The 14,014-nt window shown below is 35.4% G+C and carries 17 protein-coding genes; 11 read left to right on the top strand and 6 right to left on the bottom strand.

Annotated features, from left to right (window positions below; genetic code table 11):
- Positions 1-120 precede the first annotated feature (120 nt).
- The gene (locus tag EPK97_RS08440) at positions 121-786 is read left to right on the top strand and encodes a PDDEXK family nuclease (protein WP_162036179.1); all 666 of its coding nucleotides are present in this window, start codon (positions 121-123) and stop codon (positions 784-786) included.
- Between the two features lie 462 nt (positions 787-1,248).
- Here the strand turns inward: EPK97_RS08440 and EPK97_RS08435 are convergent, their stop codons facing one another.
- From EPK97_RS08435 to EPK97_RS08410, 6 genes are all read right to left on the bottom strand, one after another.
- Positions 1,249-1,758, bottom strand: a complete 510-nt coding sequence (locus EPK97_RS08435; RefSeq protein ID WP_162036178.1) for a DUF4178 domain-containing protein — start codon at positions 1,756-1,758, stop codon at positions 1,249-1,251.
- Positions 1,759-1,895: 137 nt separating this feature from the next.
- A complete protein-coding gene (locus EPK97_RS08430; RefSeq protein WP_162036177.1) occupies positions 1,896-2,285 on the bottom strand; it encodes a DUF350 domain-containing protein in 390 nt (129 codons plus the stop codon).
- Complete coding sequence (locus EPK97_RS08425; RefSeq protein ID WP_162036176.1) at positions 2,282-2,938, bottom strand: hypothetical protein; 657 nt, start codon at positions 2,936-2,938, stop codon at positions 2,282-2,284. The genes EPK97_RS08430 and EPK97_RS08425 overlap by 4 nt, the downstream gene beginning before the upstream one ends.
- A gap of 1 nt (position 2,939) precedes the next feature.
- On the bottom strand, positions 2,940-4,133 hold the full coding sequence (locus EPK97_RS08420) for a glutathionylspermidine synthase family protein (RefSeq protein WP_420826783.1): 1,194 nt from the start codon (positions 4,131-4,133) through the stop codon (positions 2,940-2,942).
- Complete coding sequence (locus tag EPK97_RS08415; protein WP_162036175.1) at positions 4,126-4,752, bottom strand: hypothetical protein; 627 nt, start codon at positions 4,750-4,752, stop codon at positions 4,126-4,128. The genes EPK97_RS08420 and EPK97_RS08415 overlap by 8 nt, the downstream gene beginning before the upstream one ends.
- 15 nt (positions 4,753-4,767) lie before the next feature.
- Entirely contained in the window at positions 4,768-4,977 is a 210-nt protein-coding gene (locus tag EPK97_RS08410) for a hypothetical protein (protein WP_162036174.1), read from the bottom strand.
- 254 nt (positions 4,978-5,231) lie between these two features.
- Between EPK97_RS08410 and spoIID the strand changes: the two genes are divergently transcribed.
- From spoIID to EPK97_RS08360, 10 genes are all read left to right on the top strand, one after another.
- The gene (gene spoIID, locus EPK97_RS08405; RefSeq protein ID WP_162036173.1) at positions 5,232-6,251 is read left to right on the top strand and encodes a stage II sporulation protein D; all 1,020 of its coding nucleotides are present in this window, start codon (positions 5,232-5,234) and stop codon (positions 6,249-6,251) included.
- Between the two features lie 72 nt (positions 6,252-6,323).
- Positions 6,324-7,052 carry a M23 family metallopeptidase gene (locus EPK97_RS08400; protein WP_162036172.1) on the top strand — a complete coding sequence of 243 codons (729 nt, stop codon included), beginning with the start codon at positions 6,324-6,326 and terminating at the stop codon, positions 7,050-7,052.
- 301 nt (positions 7,053-7,353) lie between these two features.
- Complete coding sequence (gene spoIIID / locus EPK97_RS08395; RefSeq protein ID WP_162036171.1) at positions 7,354-7,626, top strand: sporulation transcriptional regulator SpoIIID; 273 nt, start codon at positions 7,354-7,356, stop codon at positions 7,624-7,626.
- A gap of 186 nt (positions 7,627-7,812) precedes the next feature.
- Positions 7,813-8,814 (top strand): rod shape-determining protein MreB, encoded by a 1,002-nt coding sequence (gene mreB, locus EPK97_RS08390; RefSeq protein ID WP_162036170.1) that lies wholly within the window; start codon positions 7,813-7,815, stop codon positions 8,812-8,814.
- 24 nt (positions 8,815-8,838) lie between these two features.
- A complete protein-coding gene (locus tag EPK97_RS08385; RefSeq protein WP_162036375.1) occupies positions 8,839-9,771 on the top strand; it encodes a flagellar hook-basal body protein in 933 nt (310 codons plus the stop codon).
- An 18-nt stretch (positions 9,772-9,789) separates the two neighbouring features.
- Positions 9,790-10,656, top strand: coding sequence for a flagellar hook-basal body protein (locus EPK97_RS08380; RefSeq protein ID WP_162036169.1), 867 nt, complete (start codon positions 9,790-9,792; stop codon positions 10,654-10,656).
- 131 nt (positions 10,657-10,787) lie between these two features.
- On the top strand, positions 10,788-11,024 hold the full coding sequence (locus EPK97_RS08375; RefSeq protein WP_162036168.1) for a DNA-directed RNA polymerase subunit beta: 237 nt from the start codon (positions 10,788-10,790) through the stop codon (positions 11,022-11,024).
- A gap of 89 nt (positions 11,025-11,113) precedes the next feature.
- Positions 11,114-11,638, top strand: coding sequence for a CDP-alcohol phosphatidyltransferase family protein (locus tag EPK97_RS08370; RefSeq protein ID WP_162036167.1), 525 nt, complete (start codon positions 11,114-11,116; stop codon positions 11,636-11,638).
- Between the two features lie 173 nt (positions 11,639-11,811).
- Positions 11,812-12,267, top strand: coding sequence for a 3-hydroxyacyl-ACP dehydratase FabZ (gene fabZ, locus EPK97_RS08365; protein ID WP_162036166.1), 456 nt, complete (start codon positions 11,812-11,814; stop codon positions 12,265-12,267).
- Positions 12,264-14,000, top strand: coding sequence for a phospho-sugar mutase (locus tag EPK97_RS08360; RefSeq protein WP_162036165.1), 1,737 nt, complete (start codon positions 12,264-12,266; stop codon positions 13,998-14,000). Before fabZ ends, EPK97_RS08360 begins: the two co-directional genes overlap by 4 nt.
- Positions 14,001-14,014: the final 14 nt, after the last annotated feature.

Raw genomic sequence — 14,014 nt, 5'->3', positions numbered from 1 at the left:
AGGAATCCACGGCATCTATCAAGGTTCAGCGATATTTAAATTTCTTATATTAGAATTACTTTCAAATAACTTTGTATTTTCTAATCGTATATTAAGTGTATTTAATAGGAGGTAATTAAAATGAAGTTTGAAGAAGCACATGAAAAGTTTATACAAGATCATTTGAATTTACGTAAAGGAGCTAGTTTGAGAAGACTAGAAGAAGGTCATGATTTTGCAGAGATACTCTTTTTGCAAAAGGTGTGGTGGCCTGCAATTAATGATTTTAAATACCTGCATCCAGAATACCAAGTTAGTGATTTTAAAGATGGGAATCGGTATATTGATTTTGCATATATCCGCTCTAATATGTTACTGGCCATTGAAATTGATGGGTTTGGAACACATTGGCAGAACATCAGCCGTTGGGAATTTTCAGATCATTGCAGACGTCAAAATGATTTAATTACAGATGGCTGGAAAATACTTCGGTTTACATACGATGATATTAATAATAGTCCTCGTTATTGTCAACAAAAATTACAACAATTTATGGGAAGGTGGTTTGGTGAAGATAAAAATGTAATAGAAGCCACTTGGGTTGAAAAGGAAGCTATTAGATTTGCTTTGAAATTAGGCAGACCAGTTACTCCGATTGAACTGAGTAAACATTTAGATGTTGATATTAAAACATCAAGGAAGTTGTTATATAGTCTTGTATCAAAAAAATGGATGAAACCAGAGCGGGGCAATCAACGAATTCGTTCATATCGTTTAAATATTGAAGGTAAAAACTACATTTTATAATATGAGAGGAAACGATAAAGAGCAGTAAAAGATTATTTACTTAAAATTTATGTGGAATTGTAAGTATAAATAGAAAATAGAGGGAAATGTTGGTCTTATTTGAGGAAAAGCAAGCCCTTCAAGTGAATAGAGGGAATTAACGGCTTTATTTCGGTGATCTCACTCCAAAATACCATGAAATAGCCGTTTTTGTCCAAAATAAGACCACCAAATACCGCTAATTTCAAAAATGAGCTAAAAAAATAACAATAAGACCACCAAATACCGCTAAATCTCATATTGAGGAGCATTCATTGAGCTGAAAGTAAAAAAATAAAACCTCATTAGGTTGGAGGTTTTATTTAACAAATAATATTATCCAATTCATATCTAATTATTGTCTAAGCATCTTTTAGCATTATTCAATTTCAATTTATATATTTCTTGCCAAAAAGTTGTGAGAATACCTGTTTTTTCTCTGAATCATTCCTTACCCTGCAATATTTCAATATCTCCAGTAAGAACATCCTCACCTTCATAAAACATGAATCGCCCATCTTGCCATTCAATACGTAAATATTTTCGATCATCGGATTGGAAAATCCATACTGATTGTTCACCTGCACTTGGAAAAGCAGTGCTTCCCTGTACTCCTGATCTTCCGCTATATTGTTCCTCTAGAAAATATTTTGTATCTTCTAAAGTAATAGTTGAAGGGATCTCGTGATAGGAATCCAACCTTCCATCAACTTCAGTAAATAAAATAAACGTAGGTTTTTCACGTTTTTCGGTGTATAGGTATTGAATGTCTCTTCCGTCTTTTAATGTGAGCATGGCTTCATTTCGCATGAAATTTGTTGTTTTTCCTATAATTTCATACATGACCAAAGAAACTTCTACAAAGTCTCCAGGAACCACAGTATGAATTGTCTTTTCAGGTCTTGGAGCCTCTGGTTTTTTCATTAGATTTGAAATTCGTTTAAATAAACTCATCTTTTTCACCCTATTTTCTTTTATGCATTCAGTTTGCAACAATCACATTGGAACATCTGCTTTTCCATAATGAGGAGACAAATCATAAAGAAGAAAACTCTCATTTTTGAAAAATGTTCAGATGAATATTGATATTACTAAATGATTAAACTGCTAACAGCGAAACCTATGCCAAGATATACAAATGCAAGCAATACCCCTATAGCTATATTCCCTTTTTCTAAATGCTCAGAAAGCTTTAGGCCAGGTGTAACCCAGTCAAATATAAAATAAGTCAATAATAAACAAAGGTAACCGACTAAAAACCATAAAGACATATGCAAGATGGATGTATTAGTGTAAGCTGAAACACCTAGAATAATGGCGGTACCTAAGAACTTTCCTCCAAAAGCTAAACCTACGGCAGTATTTCCTTTTTTCAATTCTTCTAAATCATTAAAAGGAGTGATTAAACTAAAAACAATCATGCCTAACAACTGTAGTATAGTAATCACAAGTACACTAATCAATAAATCTACTATTATCACTCTACCCACCCCCGGAATTTGGCCATTGCCAAGTCAAAATTCGTGTAACTATGGATTTCTTCTAAATAAACTTCTACTGTTTTTTTCTCTTTTAGCGTATTATATCTTGCCTCATCAATTGGTTGTTTAATATCGTGGCCTGTCGGTAAAGTAAGGATCGCAAATTGCCTAAACTCTCCTTCAAACTCCGTTTTGTATACACCAACCAAATCCACTTCTGTTTTAATTTGAACTTTCAATTCCACCAAATCTTTTTCAGCCTCTTCTAACGATTTATATGACTTAATGCCTTTCCATGATGATAAATGAACCTCATTACTCCCATTTTCTAAAACATCCATTTGTGCATTCATGTATTGAAGGGTCCATATTTTGTCTCCTGTAGCATAATTCTCATCGTTAGGTAATAGTAAATTATCTGGTAAAACGGTCATATCTCCACCGATTAAATCTCCCACAGTTCCTTCTTCAACCCTATAATCCCAAGGTAGTGTATTTGTATTGGTTTCAGCTTCTGAAGAGACTGTACCAGAACTGCTGGAAACTGGATTGGTCTCTAAGACTTTTGAATCATTATCAAATAAATTTCCAATAAAAGATAACGCTATAAAGAGAATCAATCCAAAAATAACAAATTGTAATATCCGATTCAAATTATCTCACCCCCATTGCAATAAAATGACTTGAGTTCCCTGTAATTAATCCACCTGCACGACCGAGTAATCCACAAGGTTCCCCGTTGATCATAAAAATACCTGTTAATAAATGAAATGCGCCAGTGTGCATCTCTAATTTTGGTAGATCGATTCGTTTTTGATATACTCGATCAAACAAAACGCTAGTATCGTATCCTTCTTCATCTTGTGTTTCTAGTGTGCCTTGATGATCGTAAAGACGAACGGATCCACCCTCACGTCCAAACATGGATTTTGATACATAATTCCCATCAAAAATGGGTTTGTTATACGTTGGAAGCATATATTTTTCAATACACTCATGTTCTTCTTTTGTAAAGATTTCTGAATCTAATTCATGAAGTCCCCATATGACAGCTTGTAATCCCTTAGATTGTAGAATAATGGAATGTAAGGAATTAAAAATCTCAATATTTTTAGATTCAATCGAATAGGCTAATGCTTCTCCACCATCATCAACTGCCATCCATTCTTTTGGATATAAGGCAAACATACTTCTAACGGGATTAAGCTCTTTATCTTTCACAACACCATCATCAACGGATAGTTCTAATGTATCAATGCACTTAACTTCTAATCCGCTGTGTTTAACAAGCATGTCGATTGTACCTGAATCCTCTAAATGTTCTCCATAAGCGATACAAGTAGCGTAATCTGGTTTCTCTTTTTCCCAGGCTAAACGAATCTGCTCCTTCATTGTTACATTTGGTGAGTTTAATTCGTATTGATCACAAATCCAGGGGGTAACAACTGAGGATTCGACATAACCAGTTGGTGTATCTGCATTTAGCTCAAATAATTTGATCTCACCCTGCTCAGTAATAGAATAATCAAATCGGGCATACCTGCTCAATTTCTCTGCTTCGTTAGGAAGTAATAAATCTAAAGCATCCCATAATACCTCTGGGATAGATAGAAGGGCGTATAGATCTCTTTTCCCGAACGTAAAGCGAGCAGCTTTATCAAAAATAGTCCACAAGTTTTGAGAAGCAAATTTAATCTCATCCCACATTTGTTGATCAATGGAAACAACTTGATCTATCCAATAATGGTCAAGATCTCCCCATGTAAAACCTAATTCCTCAAGTTGACTCATTCTTTCTTGACGATTTGGATGGGGTGAGCCTACTACACGGTACACTGCTTTATCCACCGAAACTTCCTCCTGATTTGCTCGAAGAGCTCATATTGCTGGATTTATTTCCAATGCTTCCTTTTGAAGTAGATGAACTTTTATTGCTGTCCCTCTTTGTTATTGTCCCCTGACTGTTGACCGTTTTTGGTCTGACAGTGGAATTGACAACAGGTTTGTTTTGAAATTTACCTGAATCATATGATTTAGGTTTGTACGATTGGTTTGTTCTAGGATCATAAACAGGTCTTGAATCATACCAACCTCTTGTTGAATAGGAACGTCCACTGTTAAAGATTAAGTGATACAATAACATATCGTCCCATCCAAAACCGTTATTAATGTATACAGGTTGGTTACTGCTTCCTGATTCTGATTGAGTTTCACCCTCGGACTGTTCTTCCTCTGGTATAAGTAAAGGAATATTCCAGTCCATGTTTGCATCAAAATATTTTGTTACATCCTCGGAGGACCACTCCACAAGCTTCGGTTCAGCACTGCTCGTTGTATCTCCTTCTGCATATACAAAAGGTGTCAAAGCTAAATTTGCGACAAGAGCAATACCTAACGTTGTTGATAATGTTTTTAAAGGTTTTCCGTTATATAATAATTTATCTGTCATCTTTTGATCTTGCTTCATGCCGTTCACCCCCCTTTAAGGTTTTTTTGAAGCGATGACTAGAATTTCAAGAACTTCCTCATCTATGTTTAAGCGCCCTTCTACCATTTCATACTCATTTTCCTTCACTGTAATGTAATTTGCATGCTCCAATGATTTAAGAAGAGGCTCGCTCCAAGATCGTTCATCTAATTTACTCAATTCTCCACTTTCTAGCTTTTCATATATAATCACACGTGTACCCAAACTTTCTTCACCTCCTTAAAATAACATACCATATTCTCATTCAATCCACACTTACTAAACACCAAAAAGTGAACTTTTTGAACATGCACTATTTTTTTAACTCTCTATTTAAAACTCATACTTATTATTACGACACAGACACAATTCGGTTTCAATGGTAAATGTTGAATTTCACTTTTCAATTTCAGTTCAGTTCTATTCTAGTATTTGTCCTCATATGATAGTGTTAGTTTTGGATTATCGGAGGGAAGTGCATGAAAATTCATCGCTTTATTTTGTGGTTTGCTTTGTGGGCAGGTTTGCTTTTGCTTGCTAGTTTCATTATTCCTGTCATTCTAGTAAATGAAAAAGAAGAGGATTCCAACATGGTGATTACACGAGATGAATTGAAGAATGGAGTCATAGAAGATGAGAATCCAATATATGTCCCGATTTATATGACAAATGAGAAGAAGATTGAAGTGATTCCACTTGAGACCTACGTAAGAGGAGTGATTGCTGCAGAAATGCCGATTGATTTTGAACTTGAAGCTTTAAAAGCACAAGCGATAGCAGCCAGAACTTATATTTTTAGAAGGATGGTAGATCAAGATTTTAGTAACGTGCCGGTTGAAGGCGCTTATGTCACAGATACAGTTTCACATCAGGTATATTTATCTGAGGATAAACTAAAACAGAGATGGACAGGAGATCTTTATGAAAAAAATATGGAGAAAATCAATCGAGCGGTTTATGAAACGAGAGGTTTAGTAGCCACTTATGAGGATCACCCAATAAACTCTACTTTTTTCTCAACTAGTAATGGTTATACAGAAAATTCAGAGGACTATTGGAATGTAGAGCTTCCGTATTTACGCAGTGTACAAAGTCCATGGGATGCAGAAATTTCACCTAAGTTTAAAAATACGTTAGTGTTTTCCTCCAAGGAGTTTTTTAACAAATTAAAAATTAATCCTACACAGCCTGCTTCCACAGGTCAATCTTTGTTTCAAATATTAGAATGGTCAGAAGGACATAGAATTAAAAAAATAGCGATAGGTGATGTGATTTTAACTGGTAGAGAAGTCAGAGAGAGATTAGGTCTTTCATCTTCACAGTTTGAAATGATAATGGTAGAGAACCAAGTGCAAATCACTTCTTATGGTTATGGACACGGGGTTGGCATGAGTCAATGGGGAGCTAATGGAATGGCTAAGGAAGGAAGCACTGCTGAAGAAATTTTATTACATTATTATCAAGGAATTGAGGTTGTGAGAGTGAATCCAACTCTCTGAGATAAAAAATCTAGTAAAGATAGGTATAAAAGTATATCATCTGGCAACAATGATTGCTGAGGTGATGTATCTATGAATGATAATAAAAAAGAGAATCAGCATGAACAAACTCCTGAAAATAAAGAAGGAGCTACAAATGTTCAAGCTGGATCATGGAAAAGGTTTTTTGGTAAGAAGTGGGTATTTCCGGCCATGTATATGGCAGCGGTTGTTTTAATTGTTAGTTTCATGGTCTATTTTCAAACCAATGATCAAACTAGTTTAACAGATCCAGAGTTAGGATTAGAAGTTTCTGAAGAAATTACCAATCCTGGATCAGAATCACAAACAGGTTTAGATGTCCCAGTTACCGTATCAGCCGAATCTATTGCATGGCCAGTAGAGAAAAGAGATGATTTAGAAATTATTCGTCATTTTTATGATGAGAATGGCGACAATGAAAGCAAACAGGCTGCGGTTGTTGAATTTGATGGGACGATGACGCCAAGTGTAGGGGTTTCTCTATCACATCCTGATGATGAAACTTTTGATGTACTAGCAGCTTTGAGTGGAAAGGTTACTAGAATTGAAAAGATTCCAGTTGCAGGAAATATAGTAGAAATCACGCATGAAGATGGTTTGAAAACGGTATATCAAAGTTTAACTGAAATACAGGTTGAAGTTGATCAAGAAGTTGAGCAAGGAGATAAAATAGCAGAAGCAGGAACAAATGAGCTTGATAAAGAGTTCGGTGTTCATCTAGATTTTGAAATTTATCAAAATAACGAAGCAGTAAATCCAGAACAATTTATCCAAAGTTAATCATTATCATTAACAATTGAAATTGAGGATTAATGAAAACCTAATTTCCATGAATTTGTAAATCCCATTTATATAAATGGGATTTTTTTTGTTTACACCCATATCCAAGTGGGCAGACTTAAATTTTATTACATTCTTGAGCTAAATATTTTTATCCAATACGTCCTGTTTTATTCAACTTTAGCCAATAAAATAATTCTGTTTTGTAAATTTAACAGCTTGTCATGCTTGTATTCAAAGAATATCTAAGTTATCCCCTCATATAATGTACCAAACTAGTTCGAGTAGGGAGGCGAGGGGAGTGCACGATTACATCAAAGAGCGAACCATTAAAATTGGTCGTTGCATTGTGGAAACTAAGAAGACGGTTCGTACGATAGCGAAAGAATTTGGAGTTTCAAAAAGTACGGTGCACAAGGATTTGACAGAAAGACTGCCCGAAATTAACCCGGAATTGGCCAACCAAGTCAAAGAAATTTTAGAGTATCACAAATCAGTTCGCCATTTAAGAGGGGGTGAAGCGACAAAGATCAAATACAAAAAAAATAAAGCAAAATCCGCCTCACCTTCGTAAAAAATTAAAAAAAATTTATTAAAAATGAGAAACATGCAGGAATTATATGGATCTATATCGAAAAAAATAAATAATAATTCAAATAATGATTGTATATGTACATGATTTTTGAAAAATATGTAATTCTATTTAATAAATTCATTATAAAAATATTTGAACTAATTCTATAGGGGGAAAAAACTATCTATGTTCAATAAAGATATCGGTATAGATCTAGGAACTGCAAATGTTCTCATTCATGTTAAGGGGCGTGGCGTTGTTTTAAATGAGCCTTCTGTTGTCGCTGTACAAAGTGAAACAAAAAGAGTGATTGAAGTGGGGGAGCCTGCCAGGAAAATGGTAGGTAGAACCCCAGGTAATATTATTGCCATCCGACCTTTAAAAGATGGTGTTATCGCAGATTTTGAAATTACAGAGGTTATGCTTAAGGGTTTCATCTCTAGAATTGGAGGAAGGAAGTGGTATAGTCATCCTCGGATTTTAATTTGTGCGCCAACCAACATTACTTCTGTTGAACAAAAAGCTATTCGAGAAGCAGCACAGCGTAGTGGAGCTAAGGATGTTTTTCTTGAGGAAGAACCAAAAGCGGCAGCTATTGGTGCTGGGATGGATATTTTTCAACCTAGTGGAAACATGGTAGTGGATATTGGAGGAGGAACAACAGACATTGCTGTTTTATCTATGGGAGATGTCGTTGCTTCTTCTTCTCTTAAGGTAGCAGGGGATAAATTGGATATTGCGATCATGAAATATGTAAAAGATAAATATAAAATTTTGATTGGGGAACGTACTGCGGAAGATGTGAAAGTGAAAATAGGTACACTAGATCCTGAACGAAGCAATGAAGAGATGGATATTCGTGGCAGGGATTTAGTAAGCGGATTGCCTTTGACGGTAACGATAACAGCTAAAGAAGTAAGAGAAGCCTTGTGGGATCCGGTTACTGCGGTTGTTCTATCTGCAAAAAATGTTTTGGAAAAAACACCACCTGAATTAGCTGCGGACATTATTGATCGAGGTATTATATTAACTGGTGGCGGAGCTATGCTTCATGGATTAGATGTATTAATGGCAGAAGAATTAAAAGTACCTGTATTAATTGCAGATGATCCAATGGGATGTGTAGTTAAAGGAACAGGAATTATGCTGGACAACCTTGACAAAATGTCAAAAAGAAAATTAGGATAGACATATGACAGGAGCTATTAGAATATGATTAAAGGATTATACACAGCAACCGCAGGTATGCTTACACAGCAAAAAAGGCATGATACGATTACAAATAACGTATCTAATATAAATACACCAGGGTTTAAAGAAGCTGTGCCGATCTCTCGTTCTTTTCCAGAGATTTATATCTCTATGATTCAAAAAGGCACATCGAACGAAGTTGGCAGCTTTCATTCAGGAGTCATGATCGAAGAAACGGTGAATGTATTTACACCTGGACAAATGATAGAAACGAACCGTGCAGAAGATTTAATGATAAGCTCAAATCTTCAACCTGTTGATGAAAATGGTAATCCATATACAGATGAGAATGGGGATTTACTAGAAATTCAGTTTGATACTTTTGGCAAAGGAATAACACCTGATGGGCAAGAAGTGTATCAGCCAGAAGTCTTTTTTACATTATGGAACGCTGATGAGGAACCAAGATACATACAGAATGTGAAGTTATTTATTAACGATCAAAAACAATTAATGACAGAAGAAGGTTTTCTTTTTTTAGGTCAGGACGAACAACCGATCACTTTATTTGATGATGATCTTTCAGTAGAGCAAATTCAAATTCAAAAAAATGGTCAACTGTTATATAATGGGGAAGAGGTAACGGATATAGTAGGACAACCCATCACTTTGCTTCTCTCTAAAGTTAACAATCCACACCATATGGCTCGTGAGGGAAATGGTGTATACTCAATAACAGATGAAAAAAAAGCTTCTGTAACCATCATAGAGGGTCTAGAAGATCAACCTATTCAAGTTTTACAAGGATTTATCGAAGGATCTAATGTGGATGCGGCACAGTCGATGGTTGATTTAACCAGTGCAATGAGAATATATGAAGCAAATCAGCAAGTGATTAAGATGTTAGATGAGACGCTTAGTAAAACTGTAAACGAAATCGGACGAGTGCAGTAACCAACTGAGGTGAAATGAATGAATAAATCCATGATTAACGCCATGGTTTCCATGCAAACTTTGCAACAAAAACTGAATATTCAATCTCATAATGTCGCGAATATAAATACAACAGGATATAAGAAATTAGAAGCCTCGTTTCAAGACCTGTTAACAACAAGAGTAAACCAAGTGGATGATTTTAGTTTAGAAGGTAGAAAGTCTTCTTTGGGTGTGCAAGAGGGAGTAGGAATTAGAATGTCTAATCCTTACCTCAAGACAGAACAAGGGCCGGTGACCAATACAAACATATCAACCGATTTGGCTATCCAAGGTGATGGTTTTTTTGAAGTTGGGACATTGGATGGTGAAGATCGGCTGTTTACTCGTAACGGTTCTTTCCAATTGGTACCTTCTTCAGATCATCTAGACGAATTATATTTAGCAACAAGTCAAGGACAGTTCGTGAAAAATAGCGAAAATGAACCCATTTCCATTCCAGTTAATCATGACATTAACATCGATGATATGGGGAATGTTTTTGCATATAATAAATCTAACCCTGGTGAAGCACCTTTAGAGTTAGGACAGTTAAAAATCGTTCGTGTTATATCTCCACAGTATTTACAGCCAGTAGGTGACAGTTTGTATACACTTAACGAAGACAGGTTGACGGATCCTAGTTTAGTTCAGGAAATTGATTTAAACGATAATAGCAACTTAACAACGAATCCTGATGATAAAATTAATATACGGATACTTCAAGGGTATTTAGAGCAATCAAATGTAAACTTATCGGAAGAAATTACAGAAATGATGGTTACACAAAGGGCATTTCAGTTAACTTCCAAAGCATATAGTAATGCTGAGACGATGATGAAGCTAGCAGTTAATTTAAGATCGTAGAGGTTGTTCAAAAACTGAACTTTTGAACTTTCATTTTAATTAAATATAACAATAGGGAGTTGAAAATCCGTTGGATGGGCGTAATCAGTCATGAAAAATGATCACGAAACATCTCTAAAACGGCTAATGCTATGGATACAAATGCAAATGCAACGAAAACAGCTAAAAAAAAGAAAAAAACTTCACCTAAACCGGCAAAAACTACATTAAAAATTTTAAGGTTTTTTCTTGTTCCTGTTTTATGTATCATTGCCCTCTATGTCGGTGTTTTAATCGGTTATGTTATACTTGGCGGTGAATCAGCCTCCGATGTTTTGGATGTCCAAACATGGAAACATTTAATTAGTTTGATTTTTGCGGATCGATAAAATAAAAAAAATTTAATAAACTCCCAGCAGGGAGTTTTCTTTTCTTCTTTTGCTCGGTATAATGAATAGGGATGGTAGGAGGGATTTAAATGAATCTACCTAATTTGATTACGTTGTTTCGTTTTACTCTCATTCCAGTCTACTTAATTTTATTTTTTAGCGATAAAATGATGATAGCCTTTATTGTTGTTGTGGCTGCCATTTTAAGTGATATTTTAGATGGTTACATTGCTCGTAAAAGAGAAATGATAACAGAGGTCGGTATCATGCTTGATCCATTGGCAGATAAACTAATGATGATTACTGTATTCATTTCTCTCTTGTATGAACAACTCATACCATGGCAAGCAGCGATAGCCATATTTTTGAGGGATATTGGAATGGTGATCGGCGGTTTTTTTTATCACTTTCAAGGAAAAAAAACCGTACCCGCAAATGTGATGGGGAAACTGACAACGATTTTATACTACTCCGCCATTTTTTTTATCATACTCAACTTAAAATTTTCCGTATCTTTTCTCTGGATCGTCATCATTTTTTCGTTTATAACTTCGATTATTTACATATTTCAGTTTAAGTCACTAAATCAGAATATACCCAAGAAAGTGAATTAAAGCTTTAAAAGATAAAGAGCATATTTACAATCGCATTTGGCTGCGCTTTATAAATATGCTCAAATTATATCAACCTTCACTACTGCAGATCATGAAGGGGATCATATCTAGTTTCACATTTCTAAGCACTTTTTATACATGGATTAGACTTAATAATGGAGGGCAATATTAATATGTTAGATATCAATCAAATTCAACAAATTATTCCACACCGTTATCCATTTTTATTAGTGGATCGTATTTTAGAGGTGCAAGAAGGTAAAAAAGCGATAGGAATTAAAAATGTCACCATGAACGAACCTTTCTTTGAAGGACATTTTCCTGATTATCCAGTTATGCCAGGTGTATTAATTACTGAAGCGTTAGCTCAAGTAGGTGCCGTAGCTATTTTAAAAATGGAAGAAAACCAAGGGAAAATCGGCTTTTTAGCAGGATTAGATAAATTTCGTTTTCGTGGACAAGTTACACCAGGGGATACACTGCGACTTGAAGTAGAAATTATACGTGCTAAAGGCAGCATTGGTAAAGGGAAAGCAATCGCTTCCGTAGATGGAAAAACCGTTGCTGAAGGCGAGATTATGTTTGCGATCTCAAATCCTGAACCAGCAGGTGAAGGGGACAGCAAATGAGTTCAGATCAAGGGTTAGAAATAAAAGCAATTGAAAATTATAAATCGTGGTTACAGGATCCAATGATTACAGAAGAGACTAAACAGGAATTACGCAGTATTGAAAATGATGCTAAGGAAATTGAAGATCGTTTTTATAAGGATTTAGAATTTGGTACAGGTGGATTAAGAGGTGTCATTGGAGCAGGAACCAATCGAATCAATATTTATACCGTGGGTAAAGCTACACAAGGACTGGCTCAATTTATATTGGAATCACAATCACAAAATGCAACTCATGAAAAATCTGCGGTGATCGCTTATGATTCTAGACACCAATCTCCAGAATTTGCTTTGGAGGCAGCACTTGTATTAGCAGGCAACGGCATTAAAGCGTATTTGTATGAGTCTTTACGTACAACGCCAGAGTTGTCCTTTGCCGTACGTGAATTAAAGGCAACCGCAGGAATTGTGATTACAGCAAGTCACAATCCTCCAGAATATAACGGATATAAAGCGTATGGATCAGATGGTGGACAGCTTATACCAGGTGATGCGAAAAAAGTAATACATTACATCCGTCAAATTGATTCCCTTGATCAGGTGAAAAAGAGTTCAAAGGATGAAGCAGAAAAGGCTCAATTGTTAATTTCTATTGGAAAAGAAATGGATAAGAAATTTATTCAAGCCATTACTTCTGTGAGTTTAAATACAAATACGATTAAACAAATGTCTGAACCACTAAAGGTGGTTTTTACGCCATTACATGGTACGGGTAATATTCCAGTAAGAGAATCATTAAAACAAATTGGTATTACTGAAGTACACGTTGTGAAAGAGCAGGAACTGCCCGATCCAAACTTTACGACCGTAAAATCACCAAATCCAGAGGAAAAGGATGCATTTGCATTAGCGATCCAAAAAGCAGATGAGATACAAGCGGACATTATCGTGGGAACCGACCCAGATTGTGATCGTATGGGAGCGGTTGTGAAAAACAAACAAGGTTCATATGAAGTGCTGACGGGAAATCAAGCAGGTGCACTTATTTTAAATTATCTATTAAGTAATTTAAAAGAGCAAGGTGAGCTCCCAGATAATGGAGTTATGATCAAAACGATTGTTACGAGTGAATTAGGGGAAAAAATTGCAAGCTACTACGGATTAAAAACATTAAATACATTAACAGGTTTTAAATATATTGGTGAGAAAATGACCCAGTTTGAAAAAACGGGTGAAGCAACTTATGTATTTGGATATGAGGAAAGTTATGGTTATTTAGCAGGCACACATGCACGTGATAAAGATGCTGTCGTTGCGTCCATGTTAATTTGTGAAGCAGCTGCTTATTATAAATCACAAGGTAAAACATTATACGATGTTCTATTTGAAATCTATGAACAATTCGGTACATTTTTAGAGGTATTACATTCCAGAACGTTAAAAGGCAAAGCTGGGATGGAGCAAATTCAAACAATTATGAACGATTGGAGAACAAATCCACCGCAACAATTGATGAATACCTCCGTTACTGAAGTTTTAGATTATGAAAAAGGGATAAACGAGTTACCAAAAGAAAATGTATTGAAATATAAATTAGCAGATGGATCATGGTTTTGTTTAAGACCATCTGGAACAGAGCCCAAAATAAAAGTGTATATCGCAGTAAACAGACAGTCAAAAGAAGAAGCGCAGATCGTTTTAGACCAGTTGTCAGAAGTCATCATGAATAAAGTAGACGGAAATAAGGGTTAGACAGGGAGATGAAC

It is taken from the genome of Chengkuizengella sediminis, assembly GCF_010078385.1.
In the GTDB taxonomy this organism is placed as follows: domain Bacteria; phylum Bacillota; class Bacilli; order Paenibacillales; family KCTC-33759; genus Chengkuizengella; species Chengkuizengella sediminis.
Note: the sequence above shows the minus strand (reverse complement) of the source record. Positions and strands in the feature narration are given on the sequence as shown.